The sequence below is a fragment of the Sinomicrobium sp. genome (genome assembly GCA_029266035.1).
Classification (GTDB): Bacteria; Bacteroidota; Bacteroidia; order Flavobacteriales; family Flavobacteriaceae; genus Sinomicrobium.
This window is the reverse complement of the sequence record JAJUFH010000011.1, coordinates 22,051-43,183: the sequence shown is the minus strand read 5'-3', so window position 1 is coordinate 43,183 and position 21,133 is coordinate 22,051. Positions and strand designations below refer to the sequence as shown.

Below are 21,133 nucleotides of genomic sequence, written 5' to 3'. Positions count from 1 at the left end.
TTCGTAGTTTGGCTTTAGAAAATAAGCGGTAGGATGAAGTGGGACATCAACAATCCGCCTATAAAAAAGCCTATTACTGCTATGATAGACGGAAGCTGTAAATTGCTAATTCCACTGATGGCGTGTCCTGAGGTACAACCCCCGGCATATCTCGCACCAAAGCCTACCAAAAATCCGCCGCCGAGAAGTATGGCCAGACCTTTCAGACTGAGAGCGTTTTCCATGTCAAAAATAGCGTCTGGCAACAGTTTGCCCTGAGGGGCGTCGATATTCATTTGGGCCAATTGTGCTACGGTGTCCGGATTGAGGTTGACTCCGCTTCCGTCAGAGAGCAAATGAACGGCTATAAAGCCTCCAATCATAGTCCCCAGCATAACCGCGAGGTTCCAGCCCTGAGCCTTCCAGTCGAAACGGAAAAATTCGGCAAACTTACCCGCCCCGAAAGCAGAGCACAGGTTGCGAAGGTTAGACGACATTCCAAAACTTCTGCCCATGTAGATGAGAAGTAGCATAGCCACTCCAATTAATATCCCAGAAATGTACCAGGGAAAAGGCTTAAAGATAAAATCCATAACAAGTTTGCTTTAAACAGCACAAATGTACACACATCTTTTAAAGTACTCTGTAACCCCGGTTACATATTTGGAGTAGATGTTAGTATTGAGAGGTTAGTATTGAGATGTTAGTATTGAGATGTGAGAAACTATGCTTTTAGAGTCAGCTTCCTACTGACAATTAAGTATCTTTGCCTCTATGGAAATTCTAAGTGAACAGGAATTACACCGTCTGGCCATGAATGTTGTAGGGAAACAGCTGGAATCTGACGGTTTTGAGTTTCTCGGAGTAAACAGCAAACTTGGAGTAAACCCTCAGTTTGTGTGTCTCAAGAATAAAAAACTACACTTTGTAGTGGTCAAAGCAGTGCTCTATCCAGACAATCCGGTCAATTACGATCTCGTATTTATGGAAACGATCAAAGAGCACGCCTTAAAATTTAAAGCCAAAACCTATTATGCCGGAGTGGGAATCGCCAATGCCGACGACTATGAAAAACCGGTGATAAGAGGAGAAAATTATGTTGTAAATTACGATGGAATACAGGAGATTATTTAATTGGGTTACAGTACTGTTTTTTGTAGGAGCAATTGTCTCCGGATGTCAGAATAGAAAAGGGGAGCGAGAGCTCCGTTTGATCGCAGGGGAGGCTCAGGGCAGCACCTATGCGGTGCGTTATATTTCAGAGCTTAGCGACAACTTGAAACCGGCAGTAGACTCTATATTGCTATCTATAGATATGTCGATGTCTGCCTATCGTCCCGATTCTGATATTTCTAAGATCAATACGGGAGATAGCACTGTAGTTGTGGACGAAAATTTTCGCAAGGTCTATGAAATGTCGCAAGTGATATGGCGAGAGTCTGACGGGAGCTTTGACCCCACCATAGGCAAACTGGTGCGCGCCTGGGGTTTTGGTCCGGATCACAACCGAATAGCCTTAGACAGTGCCAAAGTAGACAGCCTTTTGCAGTATTGTGGCTTCGACAAGGTAAGGCTTAACCCAGATAACACCATTTACAAAGAAAAGGCTGAAATTACATTCGATTTCAATGCCATAGCCCAGGGATATACTGTAGATGTGATAGGTGATTTTTTGAGGAGTAAAGGCATAGAAGACTATGTAGTAGAGGTGGGAGGTGAGCTGGCAGCACACGGCAGAAATACACTGCAAGATCGGAACTGGCTTATCGCCATAGACGACCCCTTACAGGACGAGATGGAAAGGCGTTTTATCGCTAAGGTAAAACTGGAAAACCTTGGTATGGCCACCTCGGGAAACTACAGAAAAACAGTAACCGATTCTATCACGGGAGAACGATATGTACACACCGTAGACCCCATTAGCGGATACACCAAAAAGAGTAATTTACTGAGTGTTACCGTACTCGCTAAAACTGCTATGGAAGCCGATGGCTACGCCACTACTTTTATGGTAATGGGACTGGAGCGAACTAAGGAGTTTTTAAAGACAAAACCCGAACTTCACGTCTTGATGCTCTATACAGACGCAAACAACGAGATGCAGCAATATGCTACCGAGGGCTTTAGCGCTTTGTTGGTAGAATAGGAAAGATAGGGAAAAGCAGAGGATTAGAGCGTTACACCCCGAGAACGATTGTCGGGTCGATATCCAATTTAATACTGATTTCTCTCGCTATTTTTAGAGTGGGCTCACTTTTTCCTGTCAGGTACTCACTCACTCTTGAGGTGCTGACCCCTAAGAGTTCAGACAGTCGCTTTTGATTTAAGCCACGCTCGTACATTCTCAGCTTTACTACATCTATAAGTGAGGGCTTTTTTACCGGATAGTTTTGTTCTTCATAATCTGCCACGAGATCAGACAAGAGGTTTAACTCTACATAACCCGGGCTGTTTTCGTTTTCAATGTGGTCAGGGTTTTGTAAAAGTGTTTCTATTCTTTCAACTATGATGTTGTATTCTCTATCTGTACGTATCATTGCTAAATATTTTTAATGTCCTTGATTTTGTCGTATTCGGTATGGGTACCGATAAACCTTATGTACACTTTTTTGGCGTTGAACGAAATAATGGCAATCAACTGGTAAGTATTGCCTTTAATATTGAATACAAAACGGTGGTTCCCAACATAATCGACGCTGTTAAAATCTGCTTTTAGCTCGTTGATGTGTTTCCAATTTTTTGATGTTACGGCATGGAACCAGGAGTTTAAGGCAATTTCAGCAGCGGCGTGTTTTTCTGCAAATTCCTTTATTCTCTTGTAGGTTATGATGCGCATATTATCTTCGTATAAGGGTACAACAAAGACAATACCATTTTTTGTAATTTAATTTTGAAAAACAAAATTAGTATTTTAAAAGGGAAAATATGCTTTACTTATAGCAGACGGGGATAATTTCGCCTGGGGCGAGAGCGTAGCGTTTTATCTGTTCGGCGGTGAGTTTTTTGGTGTAGTCGGCCTCTTCTACTTTAAAGCCGATACTGCGCAGTTTGTCAAAATAATCCCGTCCGTACACGCGTACGTGATCGTACTGCCCGAATACGGCAGCCCTTTCTTTGGGGTCGGTAATAGCGTTGTCTTCAAAAGTAGTTTCCCGCTGTAAGTCCTGCGGAATTTGAAAGATTCCCATTCCCCCCGGTTTCAGTATGCGATACAGTTCCTGCATAGCTTTGGTATCGTCGGGAATGTGCTCCAATACGTGATTACACAAAATAAAATCGAAGCTGTTGTCTTCGAAGGGCAGCTTGCAGATATCTGCCTTGATGTCCGCTAAGGGCGATTTGAGGTCGGTGGTGGTGTAGTCTAAGTTTGTCTGCTTTCGGAAGCGTTTGTAAAAAGCCTGTTCCGGAGCAAAGTGCAAAACCTTTTTCGGATTGGTAAAGAAATCGGTTTCGTTTTTCAGATAGAGCCATAGCAATCTGTGTCTTTCCAATGAGAGTGTTCCAGGTGCGAGCACATTGTCTCGCTGCTTTTGGTAACCGTAAGGTAGAAAGGAGCGATAGCTCTTGCCGTCAATAGGATCGGTATAGGTGTTTCCCCGCATGGCGAAAGCGAGTACCGGCCTTACCCAATAACTTATTCGGATTAGGAAAGGCCTGGGTATCAGATTCAGTATGGCTTTAAACAGTTTTTTCACTTATAAAACCAAAGCCTCTTTTCTGAATTCTTCTTCTTCATTGCTCGTTATCCCCAAGGCTTCGTAAATGTACGCATAAGTGGAGAGGAGTTCGGGTTTGCCATCAACCAAGGCGACATCGTGTTCAAAATGCGCACTCGGTTTGTTGTCGGCTGTCACTATGGTCCAGCCGTCTTTCAGTTGTTTAATACGTTGGGTTCCCATATTTATCATAGGTTCTATAGCGACTACCATCCCTTCTACAAATTTTTTCCCACGTCCTCTTTTACCGTAGTTAGGCATTTCCGGATCCTCGTGCATTTTTTCTCCTAGGCCGTGGCCTACCAGTTCTCTAACTACGCCATAGCCGCGCTGTTCGCAGTATTGTTGAATGGCAAAACCCACATCACCCACGCGATTACCGGCTTTAAATTCTCTAATACCTATATAGAGCGACTCTTTGGTTACTTCCAGCAGTTTTTTGGTCTCGGGAGCTATTTCTCCAATCTCAAAAGTATAGGCGTGATCACCGTAAAATCCGTTCATCAGAGCCCCACAGTCTATAGAAACTATATCGCCTTCTTCCAGAGGAGTATCGTTGGGGAGTCCGTGTACTACTGCCGTGTTTACGCTGGTGAGTAGGGTAGAAGGGCAGTCGTATAATCCCAAAAAGCCAGGAATGGCTCCGTGGTCCCGGATAAATTGCTCTGCGAGTTTGTCCAGTTGTATTGTAGTCACACCGGGTTTTAGCTCTTTGGCCAGCATCCCCAGTGTCTTGGAGACAATCAGGGCACTTTGACGCATTAACTCAATCTGTTCCGGCGATTTTATATGTATCATCTTATTGTTATTTATGGTAATCCGCAGTACTTATAGCAGATGGTATTAGGCTGCAAAAGTAAGAATTAATCTGCACATTAGTTTGGTTTGATAGGAGGAGATGGAGTACAGAGTAATAAATAAGCGTTTGAATGAGGGGGTCGAGCATATAATGGCATTCTATTGAAAATAAATATTCAAAAAGTTTTGTGGTATACTTCGACGATCTAATGGAGCGATGAGATAAAGTCACTTGATAAATTAAGGAGTGGGTATTTTATTATATACTACCTTATTAAAAAAATACCTGCTTTTTAAAATGATAGTTTTTTATTTAAATTAGCTATTTAAATTTTAAATGAGGAATACTTTTATTTAGAGAAGGTATAAATTCTATACTGATGAAAGATTTCAAAGCAGAAACCTATGTAAATTAAGGGTGCTACAAGAGCTTTCATCATAGTGCTTAGGTTCGAAAACTACAGGCAAATAACCCAAATGTTAATGAAACAATATCTCAGCTGTTTATTCCTTGTTCTTTCACTCTGTTCTTTTGGTCAAAAAGTAGATTTGAATCACGGAACAGTACAATCATCAAACTACTATGAGGAACTCGACTTTGAGTGGGTTAACAATAAAATTGTAGTTGTTGTAGAATTGGCAAATAAGCCCTATAGATTTATTCTCGACACCGGGGCTTCAAACATAATTTCCAAAGAACTCGATAAGCAGTTAAGACCGACAATGATAAGTACAATGTCGGTTTTTGACACTAATAATACCCAAGATTCACTTAAAGTGGTGTCTGTTGATAAACTCAAATTTGGGAATGTGATTTTTGAGGACACCTACACTTTGGTATACGATTTTAAAAATTCTCCTGTATGGGGGTGTTTTGAGGTAGATGGCTTTATCGGTAGCAATATGCTTCGGAACTCTATCGTTCAAATCGATTTGAAAAACAGGAAAATACGATTGACAGACAATAGAAAAAAGCTAAATCTCAACAGAAAATATTCTTCAAAAATCGAATTGATGGGTATTCAAAGTAGTCCGTTTGTTTGGATTGATATCGCCGGTGAGGAAAGGGGAAAAGAGCAGGTGTTGATAGATACAGGAGCAGATGGTCTTTACGATTTGGCATTAGGTAGTTTTCTCAAATTCAGGGATGAGGATATTTTTGGAGAGATTGGGGAGAGTACAGGAGCATCTACCATTGGTATGTTTGGAAGTGCTGAGCTGTCAAAGCATTTTAAGCTACACCTGCCATCTTTGAAAATTAATCGATTACAAGTTGCAGATTATACGGTGATTACCAATAATGACGATTACTCCAAAATAGGCTCAGAGCTACTAAAATACGGATTTGTAACCATAGATTATGTAAACAAAAGGTTTTACATAGATCCAGAGTCTGAAAAAGTAAGGGCTGATAGAGCCGATTTTGGATTAAATGCTACCCTGAATAAAAGAAAACTCATTGTTGGTTTCGTCTGGGATACAGAACTCAAAGGAAAGCTGAAATACGGAGATGAGATTGTCTCAATTGACGATAGTGCCGTAAATATTTGTGATATAGTAAGGCGAAAACCATTTTCTGATAATAAGAGGGATACTTTAAAACTTGAAGTAAAAGATAAAGAAGAAGGGAATGTTTTTGAGATTGTGATTCAAAAAAAGACAGCTCCATCGATAATTGAAAAATGACAGACCATTGCCACTCCGTTAAATAATCTTTAAAAGTGATAAGCTCCTCGCCGAACTTCCAAAACAGCCGTATAAGTTTTGTAATTTTGTGGCATATCACACAGACTTCCATGAAAAGATTTTTAGTTATTGCCGTTTTTTTATTCGGTTTGCAAGGCGGTGCTCAGCAAATGTCTTATAAAGATGTACTGAAGAACGAGGTAGTTTCCAACGCGGTGGAAAACACAGACAAAGCCATACAAAAGCCCTATGTGGTTATGGTGTCTATCGATGGTTTTCGCCACGATTACGCCGAAAAATACAGGGCACAGCATATTCTCGAACTGCAGAAGAACGGGAGTAGTACCCGCAGACTTATCCCTTCCTTTCCTTCTAAAACCTTTCCTAATCACTACAGCCTGATTACGGGGCTTTATCCGGAGCATCACGGTATTGTCTCCAATGTTTTTTACGATCCGAACACTAAAAAAAGATATAGTATCGGCAATAAGGATGCGGTGGAGAACGGAGATTGGTATCAGGGAATCCCGCTGTGGAATCTGGCACAACTCCAGGGAATATGTGCAGCATCCTATTTTTGGGTGGGCTCTGAAGCCGATGTAAACGGTATGCACCCTAAGTATTACTACCCTTACAACAAGCAAACTCCTTACGAATACCGTGTAAAACGAGTTTTGGAATGGTTGCAGTTGCCGGAAAAACTTCGTCCGCATCTCATTACCCTTTACTTTTCTGAGGTAGATACCCAAGGGCATCGATTCGGACCGGACGCTGAGGAAACCCGAGATGCCGTGGCATATGTAGACCAGCAGATTGGTGCCTTGAGGACTGGCTTAGAAAAACTGGATTTGCCGGTATACTTAATTGTCACTTCAGACCACGGGATGGACGAGCTGTCTCAGCTCATCAATATCCGCGATTATGCAGAGGTAGATAACGATCATTTTTACGGCGGACCGGTAGCGATGATCTATACCGAAAGCGAGGCGGAAACTGAAAGGCTCTACGAGCAGTTGAGTCAACAAAGCCTTTTTGCGGTATATAGAAGAGAGAATGTCCCCAATTATTTGAATTATAGCGATAACGATAAAATTGGGGATCTGGTCTTGATTGCCGATGCTCCATACACTATCGTCAATCTCACCGAACTGCCATCCTTGCAAAAATTGGGTGGAATGCACGGCTACGATCCCTTTGAAAATAAAAATATGGGTGGGATTTTTTATATCGAAGGCCCCGGTATCAAAAAGAATTACAGTTTGCCACCCATAGAAAATGTCAACATCTACCCCTTGGTAGCCAAATTACTGGGCATAAAAATAATCTCTGAAATCGATGGAGCCTTGAGCACTACGAATTCTATCTTTTTGAATTCTGATGGTTTTGAGTAGATGGTATACTGCTCAAGCTGTGTAAAGACTGTGAATGTGAAGAGTTATTCAAACTAAATATTCTTTTTTATCTTTATCAGCAAACAGCAGAATATGGACAAGATAAAGACTTCACATTACAGGGTTGACAAGGTGATAAGCTTAAAAGATATTCCAACCTTAAACACCCTAAACGCTACAGAAGAGGAGTTGGAAAAGGCGTTGGGCAAGGAGCGCAAAAAGCTGGCTAAATTCCAAAACAAAATGTACGCCCACGGGAAATACGGGGTGTTGATTTGTATACAGGGTATGGATACGGCGGGGAAAGACAGTCTGATTCGCGAAGTTTTTAAAGATCTCAACGCCCGAGGGGTGGTGGTACACAGCTTTAAAACCCCTTCTGCAATAGAACTTCGTCACGATTACTTGTGGCGGCATTATATCGCCCTGCCCGAAAGGGGGAAGTTTAGTGTTTTTAACCGTACTCATTACGAAAATGTATTGGTTACCAGGGTGCATCCCGAATATCTGCTGAATGAGAATATTCCCGGTATTGAAAGTGTAGACGATATAAGTCCCGACTTCTGGGAACAGCGATTTGAGCAGATCAACAATTTTGAGAAGCACGCTGCGGCAAACGGAACCATTATCTTTAAATTTTTCCTCCATCTGTCTAAAGAAGAGCAGCGACACCGACTGCTTCGCCGACTCAATAAAGAAGAGAAAAACTGGAAGTTCTCTCCAGGAGATCTGGAAGAGCGAAAGCTTTGGGACAATTACCAAAAGTGTTACGAAGAAGCTATAAACCACACATCTACTCCGCATGCGCCGTGGTTTGTAATTCCGGCAGACAGCAAAGAGGCGTCGAGGCTGATTCTGGCCGATATTCTTTACGACGAGCTCAAGGAGTACAAAGATGTCAAAGAGCCCGAATTAGACGATGAAGTCAAGGCTCATATAGACGATTACAAAAAGCAGTTGGAAGAAGAAGACGAGATCAAAGATTAATGAATATATTTGACCAGAAGTATTGCAAGCAAATCGAATACTGCGGTTTGGCTGGTGGTCTAAAACACTAACTTGAATTCACTCGAATGAAAAAACTACTCTTTCTAGGACTTCTATTCTCTTTTTGTGCCTTCGGGCAAACCCAAGACGAAAAGCAACTCAAAGCAATTTACGACAAGGCATTGTTGGAAGCAAAGGGATACGATTGGCTCGATTATTTATCCAATCAAATCGGTCCGAGACTCTCGGGTTCGCTCAATGCCGAACGAGCGGTTACTTATATGCGCGAACAACTAGATTCACTTGGGCTCGACAGGGTGTGGTTACAGCCTGTTATGGTGCCTAAATGGGTGAGAGGTATTGCAGAAGTGGCTTATATAGAAACTTCGCCTGGAATGACCAACAATGTGCCTATATGTGCCCTGGGAGGGTCGGTAGCCACTCCGGCTGGCGGACTGAAAGCTGAGGTGGTGGAAGTACAGGGGCTGGAAGATCTAGCAGCTCTTGGAAAAGAGAAAATAGAAGGAAAAATTGTATTTTACAACCGACCTATGCAGGCCAATATCATCCAGGCCAACAAGGCTTATAGCGGATGTGTGGATCAGCGTTATTCCGGAGCGGAAGAAGCTGCAAAATACGGTGCCGTTGGAGTTATAGTACGCTCTATGACCTTTAGAATGGACGATTTGCCACATGCGGGGAATATGAGCTATGGGGAGCTATCGCTAAATCAGCGCATTCCCGCAGCGGCTATTAGTACCAACGGAGCAGAACTGCTGAGCAGTATGCTGGCGCTCAACCCGAAGATCAAATTTTATTTTAAGCAAAACTGCAGACAATTGCCCGATGTACAGTCGTACAATGTGATAGGCGAAATAAAAGGGAGCACACATCCCGAAGAGGTTATGGTGGTAGGAGGACATTTGGATTCATGGGATCTAGGTGATGGTGCTCACGACGACGGAGCGGGCTGTGTACAGAGTATGGAAGTACTCCGATTGCTCCGCGAAACAGGGTATAAGCCTAAGAGAACGCTTCGCGTCGTGCTTTTTATGAATGAGGAAAATGGTTTGAGAGGAGGAAAAAAATACGCCCAAATAGCCCGTGATAAAAACGAGAAACACGTTTTTGCACTGGAAAGTGATTCGGGAGGGTTTACTCCAAGAGGTTTTACGTTTGAGTGTAACGACGCTCAATACAAAATGATTACGAGCTGGAAATCTCTGTTCGAACCTTATCTGATCCACCTGTTTGAAAAAGGGTATAGCGGTGCCGATATTCGTCCGTTAAAAGGAAGCGATGTAATCTTGGCAGGACTCCGACCGGATTCTCAGCGGTACTTCGATCACCACCACGCAGCCAACGATACCTTTGAACACGTCAATCAGCGAGAGCTGCAACTCGGGGCTGCTACTATGGCGTCGTTGGTCTATCTCGTGGATAAATATTTGTAGTATTTGAGGAGGTAAAAGAGGAAGAGGTAGAGACAATATCTCCGGGCTCAAAGAAGTGTAAACGATTAGAAATTTAGCCAATACAGGAGTTTAAAACAGAGTAAATCGGATGAATTATTTAATTTAAAGGTTTATATAATGCTATTTAGTTTGCTGAAATCAAGTTAGATGTGTTTTATTTTTATTTCTTGTAAGAATAAATGTTAATTTTTGTTAACTAAAAAACCTAACACTCTTTTCACCGCTTGATATCGTTCTTTATCTGCAGAAAAAAATATGTATCTTGCACGGGTGATTTTTCAGTCGCTATCGACCTTTTCTGTGAATTTCAGAACAATGGTTTCTACTCGGATTAAAGTATTTCCGAGCGAGTTGATTTACGAATATTTTCTCGATGGTAAAGAATTCTTGCAGTATGAAGATTATAAGCATTACGGTATTACTGTGTATTGTGTCGTTTTCTGTTTTTGGACAGACCAAAGAGCAGAAGTATGATTTTGTGGTCGACCAAGGAGGTTCGGGCGATTTTACTACAGTACAGGAAGCCATCAATGCGGTTCCTGATTTTAGGAAGAATGAAACGAGAATCTTTATCAAAAACGGTAAGTACAAGGAGAAACTAGTGCTTCCGGCTTCTAAAACACATGTCAGCCTTATCGGTGAAAGCATGACCTATACTGTATTGACCTACGATTATTACGCTTCTAAGAAGAATATCTTCGATGAGGAGATGGGGCGTAATGCGTCGGCGTCTTTTTTTGTGTTTGCCGATAACTTCAAGGCTAAAAACCTGACTTTTGAAAATAGTGCAGGTCATGTTGGTGCTGCAGTGGCAGTTTGGGTTGCTGGAGACCGAGTAGTCTTTGAAAACTGCAAGTTCCTCGGCAACCAGAATACGCTGTATCTGAAGGGAAAGAAGAGCCGACAATACTACAAGAACTGCTATATAGAAGGAACTGTAGATTTTATTTTCGGATCGTCTACCGCTGTGTTCGAGAGTTGTGTAATCAATTGTAAGGGCAAGGGGTATGTAACAGCCGCTTCTACCCCCGAACTAGCCGAATACGGTATGGTATTTCTCAACTGCCGAATTACAGGGCGCGGGGACAACAAGTTTTATCTCGGTAGACCATTGCGGCAATACGCAAAAACTGTATTTCTAAATTGTTATCTGAGTCGACACCTAGCCCCCGATGGCTGGAATAATTGGGGTAAACCGGAGGTGGAAGAGACCGTGTTTTACGCCGAATACAATTCTACCGGACCTGGAGCAATACTGGAAGAAGAGGTGACGGAAACGAGTACGGGGGTTACAACTGAAAAAAACTTGGAAACACTACAGTACACAGGTGAGGATAAAGACTGTGAAATTAAACGCAGAGTGCCTTGGTCGCGAGTGTTGAGCGAGGAAGAAGCAGAGACTTATACCTTGCAAAATATATTGGCGGGCGACGACAATTGGGTTCCGGCATTATAGCTCGCAGAAAGAAGGTGACATAAAAGCCTTCTCTTCCTCTGAGACGCGGGGATTTCGGACGATAATTTAGCTGTTGCCCGAAGTCAATTTTAATAGCCTAGTTGTACTATATTTTGTAAATTTGCCCCTTTCGAAACAAACAGCGCTAATGTCTGATATAAAAATCAAGATCAAAGATAGGGAAGGAGTAGTACATGAGTTGGACGCTCCTACCGATATGGCCATGAATATCATGGAACTGTGCAAGGCCTACGAACTCCCGGTAGAAGGAACCTGTGGAGGAATGGCTATGTGTGCTTCCTGTCAGTGTTATGTGATTTCAGATCACCAACTTCCCGAAGTGGGACCTGATGAAGAAGCAATGTTGTTTGAAGCCTTCCATGTAAAGGAAAACAGTAGATTGGGCTGTCAGCTCGCTATAACCGAAGATATGGACGGACTGGAATTGGAGTTGGCTCCTGAGGTATAGGTAATCTTGTCAGGCTAGAGATTCTGTTCTAGCCTTGATGATTTCCTGTTCTATGGTGTCCCAAAATGCTATATGCTTTTCTATCGCTAAAATAGCGGTTTCTTCAGCTTCTTTCCATTTTTTGTCGCTGTCTCCGCACAATGCCGAGACCATCTGCAAGGCCTTTGGGCAATATTGATTTGCCTTGAGTTCAATATGCCTTTCTAAATAGTATTGCAGTTTGTCGGTGCAGAGTTCGGGGAAGTACTGTTGCATTTTGTGGAGCAGGGAGGTGAAAGTTTCAGGGACAAAGTCTTCCCGTCCAAATGTAAATGCAGCGGCAATTTTATGAGGCTTTCCTTCTTCGATAAGAAAGAAAGTGAAATTTAGAAACTCTTTGATAGCTTCCGGTAATTGGCTGAGTTTGATGTCTACCAGCACGTTTTTTAAGGAGAGCAGATCGCTTATAAAAGTTTCTATTCGCGAGGTATCTGCTCCACACTCTTGCATCGCCTCTATGTACATCTCGTAATGACTCAGGTACTTGCCGTCTCGTGTTATATCAGTTTCTTCCGAGAGTACGATTTCATTGATAAGATGCCGTAGTTCCGGGTTTTTTGTGGGTATCCAGGGGATGGTTGTACAAGTGAGGTGTTGCTGTAGTGCCTTTAAGAGCGACATAAAATCCCATACTGCAAAGACGTGGTACTCCAGAAAAAGCCTGAGGTCTTCAGGGGTGTGAATGTTCTGGTACAAAGAGTGTTTAAGCAGCTTGTCACGCAGTGGGGCAATCTCGGTCTCAATATCTTCCAGCATGATGTTTTTCTTCAAAAATAATAAACTCTTTGGTATGGCATAGTGATGGAGGACGATTTAACTATTTTTTTAACGCAGTAAAAAAAGGGATGGAGGAGTTGAAAAAACAGATAGGTAAACACTGAAGTGATAAATTTAGTAAATTTGTACTATGAAAGGATTGATTGAAGATTCGCCGTTTTTGATAGAGATAGGTTTTCACAAGCTATTGGACTTTTATGAAGAACAGGCTTGTGGAGAGGACGAATTTCTCGCAGCAAGGGCTAAGAAAGTACTAGAGGCACAGCGTCCGTATCCTGAATTACGCGATGGTTTTACCGATGTAAGACTGCTGGAAAAGTACGCTGAGGTGATCGCATTGTTGCTTCGAGATACTTTTTCTCCCGCACTTACTCATAATGAGATCAAAATGGCAGCCATTCCTTTCGAGAATATTATTTTCAACGCTTCGGAACGCTTTCTCAAAATTGTGCGCGAAGCTGGGCAGGACTTCGATCTCAAATTGAGGGATATCAGCGATGAGTACAAGTATATCATGGCTTGCTCGGTTATACTCAAAACCTATTACGGTGTAAATACCAATTTCCAGCAATCTGTTTTTTACGATATTCCCGACGCTAGTGGAATTATGAGAAATTACAGAGTGCTGTACAACGCCGATTATCTGGAAATCTCTCCCACCGAAAAAGCCGTAGAAATCACTCCGGAAGACATCGATCAATTGCTGAATAATTTTGACGATATAGCACTGTGGAAATCAAAATTTCCACCTGGAAGCTGGAAGCTCAGAGGGTTTGGTATCTGCAATATGTATGATGCCACCACTGAGAACGTGATCTCCGATCTCAAAAGTGCTCTGTTGGGAATAGGTACAGGTAATCACGAAGATTTTGTCAGTGATTTTAGAAATATATTTAGCACCCTCTACAGTATTCCTGATATAAAGGTTGGCTTTTGTGTTTACGATAAGACACAAGGAAAATTTGAACACAAAAAAGGAGGACCTTTTACCAGTTTTATGTTAGGTGATATTACAGAGCTTCCCGAGGAAGAAATGCTGTGCCACGGAACTTGCAAGCACCTCTTAGAAGATAGAAAATATTTTGCCGTGGCCGATATCGACAAATACCTGCTCAGTTCAGAGGATTTCTCCTTTGTCAATATAAGGAAACAGGGAATCAAAAGCGTAATTCTCGCACCTATAATCTTAGAAGATTTTGGATTGTTTGGGATTATAGAATTGGGATCACCCCGTACACATGAACTGAATAGTATCAACGTGCAGAAATTGGATAATGTGATGCCCTATCTCGTCGCTGCCATTACCCGAGCCAAAGTGGAGGAAGCCAACCAGATCGAGGCTGTAATCCAACAGGAATACACTGCAATTCACCCCAGTGTGAAGTGGAAGTTTGAAAATGAGGTGCGCCACTACTTGAGACAACAATTGCAGGGAGAAGCCTCTTCATTGGGAGAAATCGTATTTGAAGATGTATATCCCTTGTACGGACAGATCGATATCAGAGATTCTTCTCAGGCGCGGAATGAGGCTATACGTAAAGACCTTATTATTCAGCTGTCTTTCGTCAAGACTATTTTGGAAAAAGCCATACTTTTCGAGCCCCTTCCTGTCTACGAGGAAATACTGTTCCGGTTGAATGGACACCTCAATGATATCCTTAATGATCTCCACGCGGGAAGTGAACAGATTGTATTGGATTTTCTCAAGGAAGAAATTCACCCTTTCTTTGGTCACTTGCAAAAATTGGATACTGCTGTAGGTGAAAGTATTGCTGAATATAATAGCACTATTAATGCTCATTATCAGATGGTTTACGATCATAGAAAGAATTATGATAAATCGGTAAATCTCATAAATAAAAAACTAGCATCTCTGATCGATAAAAAACAATCAGATGCCCAGAAGATGTTTCCACACTATTTCGAGCGCTATAAAACTGACGGAGTAGAGCACAATATGTATATCGGGGCTTCTATAGGTCACAGTAGAGAGTACAGTGATATTTATCTCTACAATCTTCGCTTGTGGCAACTTCAAGTGATGTGGGAAATGGAAAATGCCTATTATCACCTCAAACAGGAGTTACCGGTAAAACTCGATGTGGCCTCGCTGTTGTTGGTTTACAATTCTCCGCTCTCTATTCGATTTAGAATGGACGAAAAACAATTTGATGTAGACGGCACCTACAACGCGCGTTATGAGATTATCAAAAAGCGTCTCGACAAGGCTTTGGTAAAGGGAAGCGAAGAGAGAATTACTCAAAAAGGTAAGATTACCATAGTGTATTCAAGCCTTAAAGACGAAGAAGAATACCTGAGATATATACGTTTCCTACAGTCGAGAAATTACTTTAGCGAGAATGTCGAAATACTGGAGTTGGAAGAACTGCAAGGAGTTATAGGTCTTAAAGCTCTTCGGGTAGAAGTGCTCTATAGGAGAGATGAAGACAAAACAGCGACTACCTATACTTACGAAGACTTGATGAAAGAAATAGAGGCTTCTTCATAGGGAGTGTAAAGGAGTTGGTACTAAACTTAATACCCGTAATTTACATAATAGGTAGCAATACCGAAGGAGAGTACCGAAACAATGATTCCAATTAAAAATATCATATAGGTGATTCGCAATAACCTGTATTTTTTATCGAGTACCTTTCCCAGATAATACAGGTCTTTTGTGAGCGAATTGTATAGGTATTCCTTGTCGTTGCGCATTTCCCGCATGGCCTCTTCATAGGCTTGTAGATCCATTTGGTGGAAATTCCCGAAAAACAGCAGGTTCACTTTCTTGTTCTCTACATCCTTTCTGGTAAATTTACCCCTGGTTACATTAGGACGAGTGGCCAATACAGAACAAGCGATAGAAGCCACGCTAAATATCATAAAGATAATGGTGGGGATAAGCAGGTATGAGTTACTGGCTTTATCCAGTTTAGGAATAAGAGTAGATAGTGCCAGAGATATAATGATGGCGTTTACAGAAAGCAGTATGTTTGCTTTGCTGTCAGCAATATTACTCAGATTGGTGTGATTTCTCAAGGTAACTCTAAAGAGGGTTTCTATTCCTCTCTCGGGGGTCTCAGCTTTGTGTTTTTTTCGTTTCTGATCGGCTTTTTTCCACTTTTCTTTGTTGTACTTCTCTTCTATTTTATGCGCTTTCTTTTTGAGCTTCAACAGGTTGCTACTCTTTTCCGGCTGCCAATGAGCTATAGCGTGCGAAGTGTAGTACTGATGGTGGTCTTCAAACATTTTTATGTTTTCCTCTGTCCACTCCATATCCGAGAATTCCTTTCCGTGAACCAATCGTATCTCTTCGCGAAGCAGTTCTGAAACATCCATATAGTTTCGTGAAGCCAGATGGGAAAAGTCGGCATCGCACATAATCTTTTCGGCAAGGGTAGAGGGTATGCTGTGCTTTTTGGTGACTAGGATGTACTGTTTTACTGCATCGATATCGTTTTCCGATACACCTTCACTTCTCAAAAAATCCCCGGCAATTTCGGCGCCGTTCTTTTCGTGATCCTTATAGCCTTGTATATATCCTATATCGTGCAGCCATCCGGCAATCTGTAGCAAACGGTGTTCTCTCTCTTCGAGACCTTCTGCTGCAGCCAGTTCGTCTATGTGTTTTACGACGCGTTGGGCATGAGTAAAATTGTGGTACAGATAATGGCTTGGGAGTTGCTGCCCCATTATTTTCAACACATAGTCCCTAACCCGCTGAAGCGTTGCGTCTGTCATTTATATTTTAATTATTTTAGTTCAAAATTAAAAGTAGTACTTTTATTCGTATGATAAAAATTAAAACACTTGCATTTTTAGGGATGCTGATATTGTTTATCGGCTCATGTACCACATATAAAGCGCGTTATAAAACGCCAGATCACAATCAAGCGGTACACAGTCCCGACAGCATATCTCATATTTTCTATCTGATAGGAGATGCCGGAAACTCACCTTTAGGGGAAAGATCGAGAGCCTTGAGCGCTTTTAAGAGCGAATTGTCCAATGCTCCTAAACACAGTACAGCCGTTTTTCTCGGTGATAATATATATCCTTCCGGTATGCCTGATAAAGATCACAAAGGCAGGAAACTGGCAGAGTACCGCATCGATATACAAACCGAAGTAGCATCGAGATTTAAGGGGAAAGTTATCGTTATTCCTGGAAATCACGACTGGTATTCCGACGGACTAAAAGGACTTAAACGCCAGGAAAAACGAGTGGAGGAAAAACTAGGGAAAAATTCTTTCCTCCCGGAAGACGGTTGTCCGCTAAAACGTGAAAAAATCAATGATGAGGTAGACCTTCTAGTGATAGACTCCCAGTGGTTTCTAGAAGACTGGGACCGTCATCCTACCATAAATGACGATTGTGATATACGCAGCAGAGAACAGTTTTTTGAAGAAGTGGAAGGATATATCACTAAGTCGCAGGGAAAATTATTGCTCATCGCTATACACCACCCTCTGATGAGCAATGGAGGTCATGGAGGGCAGTTTTCTTTAGACAAACAGCTTTTTCCGGTGGGAAATAGCATACCCTTGCCGGGTTTGGGAACACTGATGAACCTGGTTCGTATGACTGGAGGTGTTTCACCTCAAGATATTCAGAGCAAACCATACCGAGAGTTGACCAAGAGGCTTTTTACCTTGGCACGGCAGGCAGATAATGTTGTGTTTGTATCAGGACACGAGCACAATATGCAGTATATGGAGCGTGAAGGGATTCCGATGATTATCAGTGGTTCCGGATCTAAGATAGCCCCTGCAGGAATAAAAAAGGACGGTCTTTTTTCCTATGGAGGTCAGGGCTATGTAAAGCTAGAAGTGGCTACAGACGGCAGGGCAGTAGCTCGGTTTTACGGAGAGAAAAACAATTTTTCAGAACCGCTGTTTTCTACGCTTGTCAAACCAGGCGAAAGGGGTGGTGAATATAGAGTATGGCCGGAAACATACCCGAAAACGGTAAAATCGGCCATTTACGATAAAGAGGAAGTGGAGAAAGGCAAATTGTACCAAGCCTTGTGGGGCGACCACTATCGTAAAGAATACGCTGTAGAAGTAGAAGCCAAAACGGTTTTATTGGACACTCTTTACGGCGGACTCACACCGTTGAGAGCGGGTGGCGGACATCAGACCAATTCGCTGCGACTAGAGGACAAGGATGGCAGACAGTATATGATGCGCGAGGTGAGAAAAGGAGCTATTAGGTTTTTGCAAGCCGTAGCTTTTAAAGATCAGTACATAGAAGAAGACCTTCGCGACTCGTATACCGAATCGCTGTTGATGGATTTTTACACCACAGCACTTCCCTATGCCGCACTTGCAGTGGGAGAATTGTCGGATGCTATAGGAGTGTTGCACGCCAATCCGCAATTGTATTACGTGCCCAAGCAAAAAGCCTTGGGGAAATACAACGACCGCTACGGCGACGCCCTCTATCTCATAGAGGAGAGAGTGACCGATGGGCATGGAAGCGTGGAGAGTTTTGCCTATTCCGACAAGATTATCAGCACTACCGATATGATAAAAAAGCTCAGGAGAAAGGATGAGAACGAGATAGATGAGCGTTTGTATATCCGTTCGCGTCTCTTCGATATGTTGTTGGGCGACTGGGACAGGCACGGCGACCAATGGCGATGGGCAAAGAGCGGTGAAGAAGACGGAAAAACCCTGTACAAACCGATACCGAGAGATCGCGACCAAGTATTTTCCGATTTCGACGGTCCCATTTTAGGACTCGTTACCCGAATGGTTCCTGCCACTAGGCTGATGCAGAATTATAGCCCGAAGATCAGAGACCTCAAGTGGTTTAACTTTGAACCCTTTCCTTTGGATATGGCTGTGTTAAACGATCACAACCTGAAAGACTGGAAGGAAGAAGCCAAATATATTTACGACCGTATTGATCGAGATGTTGTAGACCGAGCCTTTGCATTGCTACCTCCTGAAATGGATAGGGAAAACCTTAAGCAGATTGCAGATGTGATGCTGCAACGCAAGGAGTATCTGCAAGAAATGGCAGAGACCTATTACGGGATGCTGAAGCGATACCCGATAGTGTATGGCACGGATAAAGACGATCACTTTGTAATCACGAGAAAAGCCGGGGGAATCACGGTGGTAGAGGCGTATAGAATCATTAAAGGAGAGAAGGCAGAAAAGTTTATAGACCTTACTTTTACTCGTGATGAAACTAAAGAAATATGGCTTTACGGACTGGACGACGACGATGTGTTTGAGGTGAAAGGAGAGGGAGATAAGGAGATACCGATAAAAATACTTGGCGGTCAGAACAACGATATATACAGAATAGAAAATACTAAGCGAATTACGGTTTACGACTACAAGTCTAAACCCAACACCTTTGAGACTAGGGTAAAATCTCGTATTTCTGATAAATACGACCTCAATGTCTACGATTACAAAAAGGTGAGAACTACTACAGGGCAATTGTTTCCCGATGTTGGGTATAATCCCGACGACGGAGTTAAACTCGGACTGAAATACACTTATACCGTAAAGGGATTGCGCCAGAATCCGTACAACTCCCAGCACAGCATTAAAGGAGGGTATTACTTTGCAACACAGGGTTTTGATTTGGACTATTCAGGTGAAATAGTAGGACTGACCTCCAACTGGAGTTTCGGAGCCGATGCCCGTTTTACCAGTCCGCTTTTTTCCGTGAATTATTTCGGATACGGAAACGAAAGTCTGAATCCTGAAGACGAATTGGGAATGGATTACAATCGGGTGCGTATGAGTAGTATAGGTATATCTCCTAAAATGATGTGGAAGGGGTATAGAGGAGCTTACTTTGAGGTGGGGCCCGTATTTGAAACCGTGGAAATAGACAGAACCTCGGGCAGGTATATCAGTGGTTTTGCAGAAAATGCAGAATTGTTCGACTGGCAAAAATTCTTTGGAGCTGAAATGTCATACGGGTACAGCAATTTTGACAATACTTCTCTGCCTACATTGGGTATGCACTTAGATATTACTGCCGGATATCGTTCTAATCTGGCAAACAGTAGAGATTTCTTCTATTTTATTCCCCAGTTGCGCTTGACACTTCCGGTAGACGTTAAGGGAAATGTGGTTTTTGCTACCAAATTCAAGGCGCGATTTAACACCGGGAGGGAGTTTGAGTTTTATCAAGGCGCTAGCATTGGTGGAGTAGACGGATTAAGAGGTTACCGAAATCAGAGATTTACGGGACGAACATCCTTTTACAACAATAACGACCTGAGAGTAAATATAACCCGATTTCGAACAGGACTATTTCCCGTTACTCTCGGAACCTACGCCGGTTTTGACTACGGGAGAGTGTGGACAGAAGACGATCGTTCCACTCGATGGCATAACGCAGCTGGCGGCGGATTGTATCTCAACGCCATCGATATGTTTACAGCCAATGTCTCTTTCTTTAATTCCAAAGACGGCAATAGGGTAATGTTTGGTATGGGATTTAATTTTTAAGTGAATCGAGGTCCAATCGATAGAGATTACGACCTGAACTTCCCTTTTCTTCATCGCTGATCAGCAGACTGCGATTGCCGGCAAAGCAAAGCCCTTCTTTTTGGGAGTTGTGGTTTAGGGCTATGGTTTCTTTTTGTCGAGCCTCAAAAAAATGATCCCGATCAAAGTCGGTAAACAACCACACATTTTCATGTCCCAATAAGGCGACCGTCTTTCCGTCGGGCGATAGGGCTGCTGCTGTTATACGGCAACGGTCTTTATCGGTACAAAAGGTATACGACCCGATACGCTCGGCCTTGTGATGTCCGGGAATAGCAGGTATTTTATAGAGAAAACATATTCCGTCAAAGGGTTTGCTGCGATTCTTTGTAAAGAGGTAGAAGTAGCCATCGCGGTAAAAAAAAGCTTCCGCATCAAAGTATCGATGCTTCTTTTTTGGTGGAAAATCCTTTTGTTCCGGATATTCAAAGCTTATTTTTTCAGCCTTAACCTCTTTGTCCTGCACTCGGTTGACAACGGAAATTTTGTAGATGACGAGATTTTTTCTCTCGTTGTCGTTATTCCCAAAATCTCCGATATACAAATTGTTGTCGCTGTCTTTGGTCAGTTCTTCCCAGTCTATGTTTTTCGACTTCCACACTTTTATTTCCTGTAGCAACGATCCGTCCCATCCCACTCGGTACAAGGCGTTTTTATTACCCGAGTCGTTAATCACCCACAAGCTGTTTTCTCCGGTACATTCTATACCCGAATTTTCTTTGAGTTCTTTGGGCAGTCTTGTAACAAGAGTGAGTTGCCCGTAATTTTGAGTACAACCTATACCGGAAATACACAGAAATAATATGAGAAGTCTTTTCATACCCTAAATTTAGAGTAAAT

18 protein-coding genes are annotated in these 21,133 nt (G+C 42.5%); 10 read left to right on the top strand and 8 right to left on the bottom strand.

All coding sequences use genetic code 11. The features are described from left to right. Nucleotides 1–14: 14 nt before the first annotated feature. Nucleotides 15–572 (bottom strand): YeeE/YedE family protein, encoded by a 558-nt coding sequence (locus ACYZZR_RS07115; protein WP_461533304.1) that lies wholly within the window; start codon nt 570–572, stop codon nt 15–17. Nucleotides 573–753: 181 nt separating this feature from the next. Between ACYZZR_RS07115 and ACYZZR_RS07110 the strand changes: the two genes are divergently transcribed. Together ACYZZR_RS07110 and ACYZZR_RS07105 are read left to right on the top strand one after the other, a co-directional pair. After that, nucleotides 754–1,113, top strand: coding sequence for a Na(+)-translocating NADH-quinone reductase subunit F (locus ACYZZR_RS07110; RefSeq protein ID WP_461533303.1), 360 nt, complete (start codon nt 754–756; stop codon nt 1,111–1,113). Beyond that, the gene (locus tag ACYZZR_RS07105; RefSeq protein WP_461533302.1) at nt 1,091–2,125 is read left to right on the top strand and encodes an FAD:protein FMN transferase; all 1,035 of its coding nucleotides are present in this window, start codon (nt 1,091–1,093) and stop codon (nt 2,123–2,125) included. Before ACYZZR_RS07110 ends, ACYZZR_RS07105 begins: the two co-directional genes overlap by 23 nt. Nucleotides 2,126–2,156: 31 nt before the next feature. On the opposite strand, the gene ACYZZR_RS07100 is transcribed toward ACYZZR_RS07105, so the two are convergent. The 4 genes from ACYZZR_RS07100 to map form a co-directional block, all read right to left on the bottom strand. Continuing rightward, nucleotides 2,157–2,516, bottom strand: a complete 360-nt coding sequence (locus ACYZZR_RS07100; protein WP_461533301.1) for a helix-turn-helix domain-containing protein — start codon at nt 2,514–2,516, stop codon at nt 2,157–2,159. A gap of 2 nt (nt 2,517–2,518) precedes the next feature. Beyond that, nucleotides 2,519–2,815 (bottom strand): type II toxin-antitoxin system HigB family toxin, encoded by a 297-nt coding sequence (locus ACYZZR_RS07095; protein ID WP_461533300.1) that lies wholly within the window; start codon nt 2,813–2,815, stop codon nt 2,519–2,521. A 94-nt stretch (nt 2,816–2,909) separates the two neighbouring features. Then, on the bottom strand, nt 2,910–3,674 hold the full coding sequence (locus tag ACYZZR_RS07090) for a class I SAM-dependent methyltransferase (RefSeq protein WP_461533299.1): 765 nt from the start codon (nt 3,672–3,674) through the stop codon (nt 2,910–2,912). Next, complete coding sequence (gene map / locus ACYZZR_RS07085) at nt 3,675–4,493, bottom strand: type I methionyl aminopeptidase (RefSeq protein ID WP_461533298.1); 819 nt, start codon at nt 4,491–4,493, stop codon at nt 3,675–3,677. Nucleotides 4,494–5,042: 549 nt separating this feature from the next. On the opposite strand from map, the gene ACYZZR_RS07080 reads away from it, so the two are divergent. The 6 genes from ACYZZR_RS07080 (at nt 5,043) to ACYZZR_RS07055 (ending at nt 11,957) form a co-directional block, all read left to right on the top strand. After that, entirely contained in the window at nt 5,043–6,179 is a 1,137-nt protein-coding gene (locus tag ACYZZR_RS07080; protein ID WP_461533297.1) for a retropepsin-like aspartic protease, read from the top strand. 110 nt (nt 6,180–6,289) lie between these two features. Beyond that, the gene (locus tag ACYZZR_RS07075; protein WP_461533296.1) at nt 6,290–7,570 is read left to right on the top strand and encodes an alkaline phosphatase family protein; all 1,281 of its coding nucleotides are present in this window, start codon (nt 6,290–6,292) and stop codon (nt 7,568–7,570) included. Between the two features lie 93 nt (nt 7,571–7,663). Beyond that, nucleotides 7,664–8,557, top strand: coding sequence for a PPK2 family polyphosphate kinase (locus tag ACYZZR_RS07070; protein ID WP_461533295.1), 894 nt, complete (start codon nt 7,664–7,666; stop codon nt 8,555–8,557). Nucleotides 8,558–8,643: 86 nt separating this feature from the next. Next, nucleotides 8,644–10,011 (top strand): M20/M25/M40 family metallo-hydrolase, encoded by a 1,368-nt coding sequence (locus ACYZZR_RS07065; protein ID WP_461533294.1) that lies wholly within the window; start codon nt 8,644–8,646, stop codon nt 10,009–10,011. A gap of 415 nt (nt 10,012–10,426) precedes the next feature. Beyond that, nucleotides 10,427–11,488 carry a pectinesterase family protein gene (locus tag ACYZZR_RS07060; RefSeq protein WP_461533293.1) on the top strand — a complete coding sequence of 354 codons (1,062 nt, stop codon included), beginning with the start codon at nt 10,427–10,429 and terminating at the stop codon, nt 11,486–11,488. Nucleotides 11,489–11,636: 148 nt separating this feature from the next. Then, nucleotides 11,637–11,957 (top strand): 2Fe-2S iron-sulfur cluster-binding family protein, encoded by a 321-nt coding sequence (locus tag ACYZZR_RS07055; RefSeq protein WP_461533292.1) that lies wholly within the window; start codon nt 11,637–11,639, stop codon nt 11,955–11,957. A gap of 9 nt (nt 11,958–11,966) precedes the next feature. Here the strand turns inward: ACYZZR_RS07055 and ACYZZR_RS07050 are convergent, their stop codons facing one another. Beyond that, complete coding sequence (locus ACYZZR_RS07050; protein ID WP_461533291.1) at nt 11,967–12,767, bottom strand: DUF3050 domain-containing protein; 801 nt, start codon at nt 12,765–12,767, stop codon at nt 11,967–11,969. 136 nt (nt 12,768–12,903) lie between these two features. On the opposite strand from ACYZZR_RS07050, the gene ACYZZR_RS07045 reads away from it, so the two are divergent. Beyond that, nucleotides 12,904–15,282 carry a GAF domain-containing protein gene (locus ACYZZR_RS07045; protein WP_461533290.1) on the top strand — a complete coding sequence of 793 codons (2,379 nt, stop codon included), beginning with the start codon at nt 12,904–12,906 and terminating at the stop codon, nt 15,280–15,282. A 26-nt stretch (nt 15,283–15,308) separates the two neighbouring features. Here the strand turns inward: ACYZZR_RS07045 and ACYZZR_RS07040 are convergent, their stop codons facing one another. After that, entirely contained in the window at nt 15,309–16,514 is a 1,206-nt protein-coding gene (locus tag ACYZZR_RS07040; RefSeq protein WP_461533289.1) for a Pycsar system effector family protein, read from the bottom strand. Between the two features lie 50 nt (nt 16,515–16,564). Between ACYZZR_RS07040 and ACYZZR_RS07035 the strand changes: the two genes are divergently transcribed. Next, nucleotides 16,565–20,254, top strand: a complete 3,690-nt coding sequence (locus ACYZZR_RS07035) for a ShlB/FhaC/HecB family hemolysin secretion/activation protein (protein WP_461533288.1) — start codon at nt 16,565–16,567, stop codon at nt 20,252–20,254. On the opposite strand, the gene ACYZZR_RS07030 is transcribed toward ACYZZR_RS07035, so the two are convergent. Continuing rightward, entirely contained in the window at nt 20,244–21,113 is an 870-nt protein-coding gene (locus ACYZZR_RS07030; protein WP_461533287.1) for a hypothetical protein, read from the bottom strand. The two genes, ACYZZR_RS07035 and ACYZZR_RS07030, sit on opposite strands and share 11 nt — an antisense overlap. Nucleotides 21,114–21,133 lie beyond the last annotated feature (20 nt).